Raw genomic sequence first — 9721 nt, forward strand, 5'->3', positions numbered from 1 at the left:
AGTTCATTCTCTTTTTGCGCAAAGGTTCGAGTCAACCAGCAAATATATCGGATATCGAGGGCTTAAGAATTGGTTGTAAAATCAATTCCCCCGTTGCTTTTACGCTAGCCGATACAAGTAAATTCAATTTAATACCTTTTTCTAAAGATTCGATTGGTTTGTCAAAGCTCATTTTGGGCGAGATCGATGTTTATATAGGTTCAATATTTATATGTGATTACGATATAAAACTTAATAAATGGGATGAAGTAATATCAGCAACAAATAATATAATTTTCAAATATGATTACTCTATAGCGCTACTCGATTCATCGACTCAATTAAATACAATCCTCGATGCAGTTATCGCACGATTAGTGGATGATCCGGATTTCAAAGAAATTCAGGCAAAGTGGTTTGGTCGTGGTATTTCTAGAAAAGTAGTAAACCAACCCCTTTCATGGATACTTCTGGGATTTTTAGTTATTTTCCTTTTTGTAATCATGTTTTTTGTATATTCCAAAGAGCAAGCTGTAGCTGCACTTAAAAGAGAGATCAAAAAAACGACCGAGCTAAGTGAATCCTTGAAGGAATTGAGGGGGATTAAATCAACTCTCTACGCGACAGCAGATAGGGCTGGATTGGGGATTTTTATTTTATCTGACGAGGATGAGATAGAGGGGAAGTTTATTGAGATTAATGAGGGTCTTTCTGATATTAGCGGATATGGTAAAGAAGCTTTGATGAATATGAATATAAGTCAGCTGTTAGTCGAGGATGTTCGTGATAAAATCATCGAGAGATATAAGCTTCGCCGAGAAGGTGAACCACAGCCAGAGGCCTACGAAATCGAAGGTTTACGTGCCGATGGCGAACGCATTCCCATCGAGTTATTCGTTAAAACAACCCAAGTCCGCGATAAACAACTAACATTGGGTATTGTGCGAGACATTTCCAGAGTAAAAAACTTACAGGGTAAGTTGAGTCGTTCCGATCAAAATTCCAGAGCGATGTTATCAGGATTGCCGCAGGGAGTTCTTGTTCTCAATAGAGAGCGGATAATTTATGTCAATAATGCATTTAGAAAGCTTGTTGGAAAATCGCCAGAGGAGATAAGAGCTTTCGGTATTGAGAAGCTTGTTACACCTTTACATAGAGCCAAAATAGAAAGATACATTACAGCCTTATTATCAGGTAAAGACACTTCAAAAGAGATCGAATTGGAGCTTGTAGGTCCTCGTAATGATGTTATTCTTATTTCCAGCAGACCTAGAATAATAGATTATTTTGGAAAGAAAGCGATTATTTTTATTTTCGAGAACCTCACTGAAGAGGACCGCATAAGGAAGAGGCTTGGTATAGAGAATAGGGTCGAGGGTTTGGGAAAGATTACCGAGCATGTTGTTCTAGAGTATAACAATACTCTTATGGGTATTTTAGGAGCTGTTGTTCATGTTAAAAGTGAATTACCTGAAGACTTCCCATTACTCGAATACATCAACATCATAGAAAAAGACGCTGAAAGGGCGGCTCACCTTACACAGAAGATAATGAGTTTTTCCAAAGATACCGAACAAAGACCGGGGGAGATTCTTTCTCTTCACAAGGTAATCCATGATGCTTTAAAGATTACTCCGGGGGAGGACTTGCCCGCCATAGAAGTAGAAACCGATTTTACAGCCCGTCCGGACACCATTTATGGTAATCTTTCGCAGGTTCATCAAGCTGTTCTTAATTTGCTCGTAAATGCAGCCGAAGCTATGAAAGATGGGGGAAAATTACGGATTAGGACTTCCAATTTTAAAACCGATACGGATTTTTTATCAGAGCACCCGGATGCTCTTAACAATAGGTATGTAAGAATTGAAATCGAAGATTCGGGACCGGGAATACCGTGTGACTATATCGATAATATTTTTGAACCTTTTTACACGACTAAAGAATTCGGAGTTGGTGCGGGATTGGGTCTGTCGCTCGTCTATAAAGTTGCTAAAAGACATAAAGGAATGGTAGATGTCGAGTCAGAGCTTGGAAAAGGGAGCAAATTTATTCTCTATTTCCCTGAAGAAATACAGGAAGCCAAAGAAGTTAGCGGTTCCGACGCTCTTCTTACTGGAACAGAAACTATATTGGTTGTTGACGATGAGCCTCATGTAAGAACGGTTCTACGTGCTCTTTTGAGCAAACTCGGTTATAATGTTCTTTTAGCAAGCGAAGGTCAAGAGGCGTTAGAGATTATCAGTGCTAAATCTGAGCAAATCGATCTTATTCTTCTCGATGTTGTTATGCCTGGAATGAGTGGTCTCGAGGTTTTCGAAGCTATAAAAAAGTTAGATTTTGATTCTAAGGTTATTATTTCTACTGGTTATGCCAAAGACGAAACGGTTAGTGACCTATTTCGTAATGGTGCAGAAGCCTTAGTTCGCAAGCCATATAGAGCTGCCACAATTTCAAGAGTTATTAGGCAAATTCTCGATAATTCTTCGTCTCAGGGTGAGGGAGAAGTTGTATGATAACAGATATTTGGCAATTACATTGGTTTTTCTATTTATTAGGTTATTTATTCCTTCCACGAATCACCCTACTTTTTATTTGGCACTTTCAGGGTGGGAATTTGTTGTCCTATCCATGGGAGCTTTATGTTGCCGGGTGGATTTTCATGCCGAGGATGTTTATCGGCCTTTTAATTGTTTTTACGACTCAGCAGTATGGAATAGGTGTGTTGATGACCATTCTAGGTTTTTTCATTGATGGGGGGACTAAATATGGGTGGCGTGAGTTCAGAAGGCGAAAAAGAAAGAAAGACTAGGCATGTTTTTCAATTCACGCAAGTGGGTTCTTATTCGAGATAGCAGGCATTCCGCCGGATTTAATATGTCCAAAGACGCGCGATTGCTTAACCAAGCTATAGAGAGTCTGGAATCCCCGGTTTTAAGGTTTTTTGATTGGAGAAGACCAGCAATTACTATTGGCTATGGTCAACCCCGAAATGATATAGATTTTGAGAAAATAGCTTCTGAAAATATTGGCTTCGCGGTGCGCCCGACAGGTGGGCGCGCAGTTCTGCATTGGAACGAATTAACTTATTCTGTTGTTATTCCTAAAGGTAATCCTATTAATGATTTGTCTGTTACAGAGAGTTATCGAGTTATATCTGAAGCTCTTGCGGGAGGTTTAAAGAAAGTCGGTTTAGACATCGAGCTTTCCAGGGGCGAAATAGGAGGCCACAGAAATCCATCATGTTTTTCTGCTACCAGCAAGTTTGAGATTACATGCAATGGTCGGAAATTAGTCGGCAGTGCTCAAAGAAGAAAAAAAGGAGCCATATTACAACAAGGTTCGATACCTATGGATTCCAATTTTAGACGGCTACCCGAATTTTTCTCGGATAAATCCATTGGGCATGATCTTGTATATAAATCAACCTGTGTTGAGGAATGTTTAAAATCTGATATAGATAAAGAGCAACTTATAGAGAATATTATATTAGCTTTTAGCGAAATATTTATGTGTGAGTTTAGTTCTTTTGAAGAAGTCTTGGCAGGAAAAGCGACATTGAAAGCAGAAATGCCTTGACACTGTAAAGTTATGGAAATATTATATCCGAGTTAATATTGTGTTGTGCGAGAGTTTTTTTGCTCGTATAGAAAGTTAAAATAAATTGAAAAAATCATATAGCAGGGGAGGTTCGATAGTGCTTAAACGCGCCCCATTCATCATGATACCTTTAGCTGTGCTTCTATTTGCTGTATCAATCTGGGCTGCTACTACCGGTAAAATTGCTGGTGAGATAACGGATTTAGAAACAGACGAACCTCTTATCGGAGTTAATGTTCAAGTTTTTGACGATTCCGATGAGTTGGTTAGCGGCGCTGCAACAGATTTTGACGGAAGATACTTTATACTCAATATTCGGCCGGGAATGTATAAAGTTAAGGCTTCATATGTAGGTTACAATTTCGTCACTCAAACTAATGTTATTGTCCAAACGGATAGAACCTCGACTATCGACTTCGAACTGGAGCAATCGGTGATTAAATCCAAGGAGATAATAATCACCGCTGTAAAAAAGCAAGTCGAACTCGATGTTACAACCTCGACAAGCACTACAACTGCCGAACAAATCGAAAACATGCCGGTTAATAGTGTAGAGGATATTTTGCAGGTCAAAGCCGGTATTGTTGAACATCAAGGTCAGCTTCACATGCGTGGAGGAAGAGCTCGCGAAGTGGCTTACATGGTTGATGGTATGCCAGTTACTGACCCCACATATGGTTATCAAGGTCTTCAAGTTTCGACCTCGAGTATTCAGGAGATAACTGTTCAGACCGGAAGTTATAATGCAGAATATGGTGGTGCACTTTCGGGAATCGTTAATCTTGTTACTCGTGAGGGCGACCCAAATAATTTCAGTGGAAGCGCCAATTTTATGACGGATGATCTCGGATTCGGTGTCCTTAATAAATGGTCTAATAATTCCGATAAGTTAGAAGTAACGCTTTCGGGACCGGAGCCATTCTCGGGATATCTTCTTCCACTTGTAGGTGTGAAAATTCCTAAGGCTAAGAGGATTAGCTATTTTCTTTCTGTAACAGGAGAGAATTCTGATACACGCCTTCCTTATAATTATCTTTGGGATAATGACGAGCACCTTCCAACCGACAACGAAATTATTACGCCTTACAAGATAGATTATAATTGGTTCGGTTTTTTCCCTGAAAGGCGCTATAACCAATATAACTTCACTTTGAAGTTGAAACAGAGATTATCGCCTTCCATCAATTATACAATTACAGGAACAGGTAATTGGGTTAAAGCTCGTAGTTGGGATTGGGGATTCACTTATACGCCGGAAACAGCTCATATTCAGGAGCGTAAGGCCTATCAACTGAGTTTCAAATGGACACACACGCTTTCCCCAAAGACCTTTTATGAGATTAGAGCGGGATATTTATACACCAGCCTCGACTATCTCCCGGGAGGGCTTACGCCCGATGATTTTGCTATCGATAGCTCTACTTGGGGAAGTTTAGACGATTGGGTTGACCTTAATGGTGATGGTGTAGCTCAGGTTCGTGTAAAATGGTGGGATGCGAACGAAAACGGGCAATGGGATTTCTGGGAATACTGGGAACCGTTGGTTGATAGGGTAGATACCGTTTGGGGGAATTCAGAACATACTGAAATCGGCTATCTAGACACTGTCTATATCGATGACCGTCCGCCTATGCTCGGCGAAGAACCGTGGTATGAGGTTAATGATAATGATGTGTTTGAACCTCGGCAAACGAACTGGAATAGCTATTTGTCGGCTTCTCCCTTAGATAGAACGGAGCCCTTTGTCGATGGTGAACCATATCGCGATGGCATGCCATATGGTATGGGATTTTATGGTGAGCTTCTTCGCGGGATGGCTGTTATCAAGGATGATACTATGTGGGTAGATCTTAATGATAATGGTGCTGTTGAAATGGGAGAATATGTTTGGGGAACATATTTCTATAACGACCCATTGGTTTCCGCTTCGATGTGTATAGCTTTAGAAGAAACGACCTGGAACGACTGGAACGATAATGACCAAGCCGACTGGGGCGAATACACGGATGTTAATAGTGATGGAACATATACAACAAGAAATGGTATTTGCGATTTCATCGATGCTAACGGAAATGGCGAATATGATATAAACGAAGAGGGCGAACCATTTATTGACTTGAATGGCAATGGCATCTATGATCCGGATAATTATATACGCGATGATTGGGAGCCATATATCGATGTAAACGGAAATGGCAAATGGGATGATACCGATGGTTTCCTCGATAGAGGTTTCGATCGTTATGCTCATTGGCATCGGAGAGAGACCAATGTTATTATGGGTAAGGCCGATATAACTTCGCAGGTCGATGATAATAACCAGATGAAGAGTGGTCTCGAATTCCAATTTATTAATATGAATATGAGTGAGATACAATATCCGGAGTTTAAATATGATCGCGAATACGATGGTCAGCTTTATGAGAAACATGGGATATTCCGGAGTTTTTATGAAAGATCACCGAAGCAGTTTGCTTGGTATCTTCAGGACAAAATGGAATATGGTGGCTTGATAGCTAATATTGGTCTTAGACTTGATGTTTTCATGCAGGCTGGTGAAGTTTTGGAGGATTCGGTATCGCAAGACCTTATTGAGGTGCTACCCGATTACGATGAAATATATAAATCGCAAAGTAGGCTTAGCCCTCGACTCGGTATGAGTTATCCGATTACAGATAGATCTAAGCTGTTTTTTAGCTATGCACACCTTTATCAGCTTCCGGGTTACGATAACTTCTATCAAACCCCTACACAGGCTAGCAGGGCAGGAAGACTTCTTGGAAATCCAAATCTCGGTTACGAAAAGACTGTTATTTACGAGCTTGGAGTTGCCTACGGTGTGACCGAGGACTGGACCCTCGAATTCTCTGGTTACTACAAAGATATTTATGGATTATTAAATACCACTCATACCCAGATAGGTCCTCTTGAACAGGACGTGTATGAGAACCTCGATTATGCTAGAAGCCGTGGTGTTGAATTCACTGTTAGAAAGGGATATTCAAATAGATACACTCTCGAAGCCAATTATCAGTATGCTTTTGCCTATGGTAAATCGAGTTCTGATAGAAGTGGTTATGATGCTTTGTTCGATCAAAGTGCTATCCCGCTTCAGGATCTACCGTTGAATTGGGATGAGCGTCATCAGGTTAGCCTTGTTGCAGATTATAGGGTTCGAAAGGACGATCATCCTATAGTATTTGGCATGAAGATACCTGATCAATGGGGATTGAATATGATCTTCCAATACGGAAGCGGTTTCCCATATACTCCTGACATTAGGAATCCAAACTGGACTCCAGAGCCGGGCGAGAAATCGTGGGAGCGCGAAAATGCTCTTAGGATGCCCCAACATTATAATATAGACTTAAGGTTCAATAAGGATTTCAATTTCAAGAGTTTAGATTATTCGTTCTTCTTCTTGATTTCTAACCTTACAAATCGCAGAAATGTAGAATCGGTCTATAGCCAAACAGGAGAACCGGATGATCCATATATTGAGGACTATGGCGAAGATGTTGTGTATGATTTCGCTCAGAATCCTACTCACTGGAGTTCGCCGCGCAATATAAGAGTTGGTTTGGAAATTAGATGGTAGAAAATGAAAATTCGCGATATAAGGAGTCGATATGAAGCTTAAATTAAACGCGTTTCTCGCTATAGGGCTCGCGTTAGTGCTCGCAGTCGGCGTATTAGCCAGAGGAGCGCCCAATAAAAATACTTCCCATAAGCGTCCGGCTATTAGGCAAATAGCTACCGATGAGAAAAGCCATGATATAGGACAGCTACATTTCACAGTTTCTAATTGGGGATTCTTTGGAAGTCAACGCGGCGAGGACGATCTTACTCAGTGTATTATCTATGAGGAAGGCGAGCATTCAGGAGAGTGTCGTCCTTCAGCGGAATATCCAGGCGGTTCCGGGGTAGAATACCTTTTCCAAGGAGCACTTTGGCTTGGTGCAGTAGTTGGTGGGGATACCTTGGTTAGCGTGGGTGAAGATGGTTGGTTCCATGATGTGAACGAGCTTTTTCCGGGTTACGATCAAGCTACAGATACCATTATTGAGAAGTCGATTCTCACTGGTGATCCGACGGCTATTTCAGAGCAAGATTTCATTGCCATTATGACGGACACCACTAGGAATCCCGATTTTGTGCCTACAGAACACAGACCTATAGGTGTTCGAGTCGAACAACGCTCGGTTTCGTGGTCTTATAATTATGCAAAAAACTTCATTATTCTTGATTATTGGTTCACTAATATAAGGGAAGATAGCGCTTCTATCCGTGATGTGTATCTTGGGATTTATATCGATGGTGATGTTGGACATATAAATACACCAGAATATGCCCAAGATGATATTACGGGCTTCCTCGAATATGTTGTAGATGATATCACTGGGCAAACAAGTTGGGTTAACACTGCCTGGCTCGCAGATAATGACGGTGATCCGACCACTGACGGTCGTTTCGATGAATACTCATGCACTGGAGCATTGGGAGTTGCACTCCTTAGGGTGGGGAATACTCCTCTCCGTGAATTAAGTTACTCGTTTAACTGGTGGGTTTCAAATACAACCGAAGACTTGGATTGGGGACCTTATTTAAGGGATTACTCAACCTGGGGCTGGGATGGAACCCCTGAGACCGATAAAATGAAGTATCAGGTTATGAGTAATCGTGAGTTCGATTACAACCAGACTGAGATAATCAATCACTCAAGCTATCCTGAATATGCTACGCCTCCGACGGAGCCATTCGATCTCCCTGAACTTATGCGTGGTGGATACGATACGAGGTTTCTATTCTCTTTCGGTCCATTCACTATCGAATATGGCCAGACAATACCGGTTGCAATAGCTGTTATGGTTGCTCAAGATTTCCATATTGACCCAAGGAATATCGGAATGTCTCCCAATGGGGGTTCTATACCTTCCACCTGGGATGCAACAAAATTTCAGTTTGAAGAGGTTGGTCGTAGTACCGAATGGGTTCGCACTGTATATGGGATGAATCCTCCCGGGGACACCATTCCTGATTACCAGGGTCCAGTTCCACCTCCGAGGCCACCCTTTGATCTTAATACTGAAAACAACAGAGTAGAAATTCTCTGGAATCCAGACACTTGTATTAATTTCTTCGATGAAATAACTAGTTTATATGATTTCGAGGGTTTCAGGATTTATGTTGGGGAAGCCAATATCGAAAGTTATTATACCCCTGTTGTCGAATTTGATAAAGTTGATTTTATTGACTACAACATTTGGGGTCGCGAGACTGATAATCGAATCGAGTGTATTGAAGCGCGGATGAGTGCTGGGGTTCTTCATGACGAAATTATTGATTGGAATCTCTGTCTTGACTCGACTTTAGTCGATGTGGATTCTATTACCAGCGACACAACCTGGGATATTTTCCATAGAGAGGCTTATGGAACAAACTCCGGTCTTCCAAAGGATAGTGTTCTTGTCGGTGGAGAATATTATTATCGTTATATTCTCACTAATCAAAGAGCTGGAGACGATCTTTATATAGCAGTGACAGCTTATGATTACGGTCAGCCTTCGAGATTTCTTTCGTCTCTTGAATCCTCTAAAACCACAAACTATCTATGGATAGTTCCTCGTGGAATAACAGAAGAAAGCGATGAGGTCTATGTTGTCCCAAATCCATATAGGATTGACGATAATTACGCTGGTCGTGACGGCTTGGATTGGGAGACTCCGGTTGGCCGAGTTTGGACTGAGTATTCACGAAAAATTCGTTTCGCTAACCTCCCCTCAGACTGCATTATTCGTATATATACTCTCGATGGTGACCTTGTTAAGGAGATCGAGCATCTTGATCCAGTTATTGGAATAACGAAGGGCAAAATGGTTGGTGCTGAGGATTGGGATTTGATCAATAAAAACGATCAGGCTATTTCGAGCGGAATATATATGTTCAGTGTCGAAAATCTCGAAACTGGGGATTATCAACTCGGTAAATTCGTCATTATTAAATAATGGGAGAATCATGAGACGATATCGTATAATCGGAGTAATTTTATTACTATTGCCGGCGATTTTGTTAGCGCAGGCTAAGGTTGGGACGGCATCGGCCCAATTCCTTGAAATACCCATCGGTGCTCGTAGCGTAGGTATGG

General features: G+C 41.3%; 5 protein-coding genes. All 5 read left to right on the plus strand.

All coding sequences use genetic code 11. The annotated features are described in order from the left end of the window. A partial coding sequence (locus KAH81_10150; GenBank protein MCK5834014.1) for a PAS domain S-box protein occupies positions 1 to 2492 on the plus strand: 2492 nt, incomplete at its 5' end. Continuing rightward, positions 2489 to 2788 carry a hypothetical protein gene (locus KAH81_10155; GenBank protein ID MCK5834015.1) on the plus strand — a complete coding sequence of 100 codons (300 nt, stop codon included), beginning with the start codon at positions 2489 to 2491 and terminating at the stop codon, positions 2786 to 2788. The genes KAH81_10150 and KAH81_10155, both read left to right, overlap by 4 nt. Positions 2789 to 2790: 2 nt before the next feature. Further along, a complete protein-coding gene (locus KAH81_10160) occupies positions 2791 to 3555 on the plus strand; it encodes a lipoate--protein ligase family protein (GenBank protein ID MCK5834016.1) in 765 nt (254 codons plus the stop codon). A 118-nt stretch (positions 3556 to 3673) separates the two neighbouring features. Next, on the plus strand, positions 3674 to 7174 hold the full coding sequence (locus KAH81_10165; protein MCK5834017.1) for a TonB-dependent receptor: 3501 nt from the start codon (positions 3674 to 3676) through the stop codon (positions 7172 to 7174). Positions 7175 to 7205: 31 nt separating this feature from the next. Continuing rightward, positions 7206 to 9581, plus strand: a complete 2376-nt coding sequence (locus KAH81_10170) for a hypothetical protein (GenBank protein MCK5834018.1) — start codon at positions 7206 to 7208, stop codon at positions 9579 to 9581. Positions 9582 to 9721 lie beyond the last annotated feature (140 nt).

The organism is bacterium, from assembly GCA_023145965.1.
Lineage (GTDB): Bacteria > UBP14 > UBA6098 > UBA6098 > UBA6098 > UBA6098.

What these genes read in the sequence shown, in the direction of transcription:
- KAH81_10155 (MCK5834015.1), top strand. Translation starts at nt 2,489, where the DNA reads ATGATAACAGATATTTGGCAATTACATTGGTTTTTCTATTTATTAGGT.
- KAH81_10160 (MCK5834016.1), top strand. Translation starts at nt 2,791, where the DNA reads ATGTTTTTCAATTCACGCAAGTGGGTTCTTATTCGAGATAGCAGGCAT.
- KAH81_10170 (MCK5834018.1), top strand. Translation starts at nt 7,206, where the DNA reads ATGAAGCTTAAATTAAACGCGTTTCTCGCTATAGGGCTCGCGTTAGTG.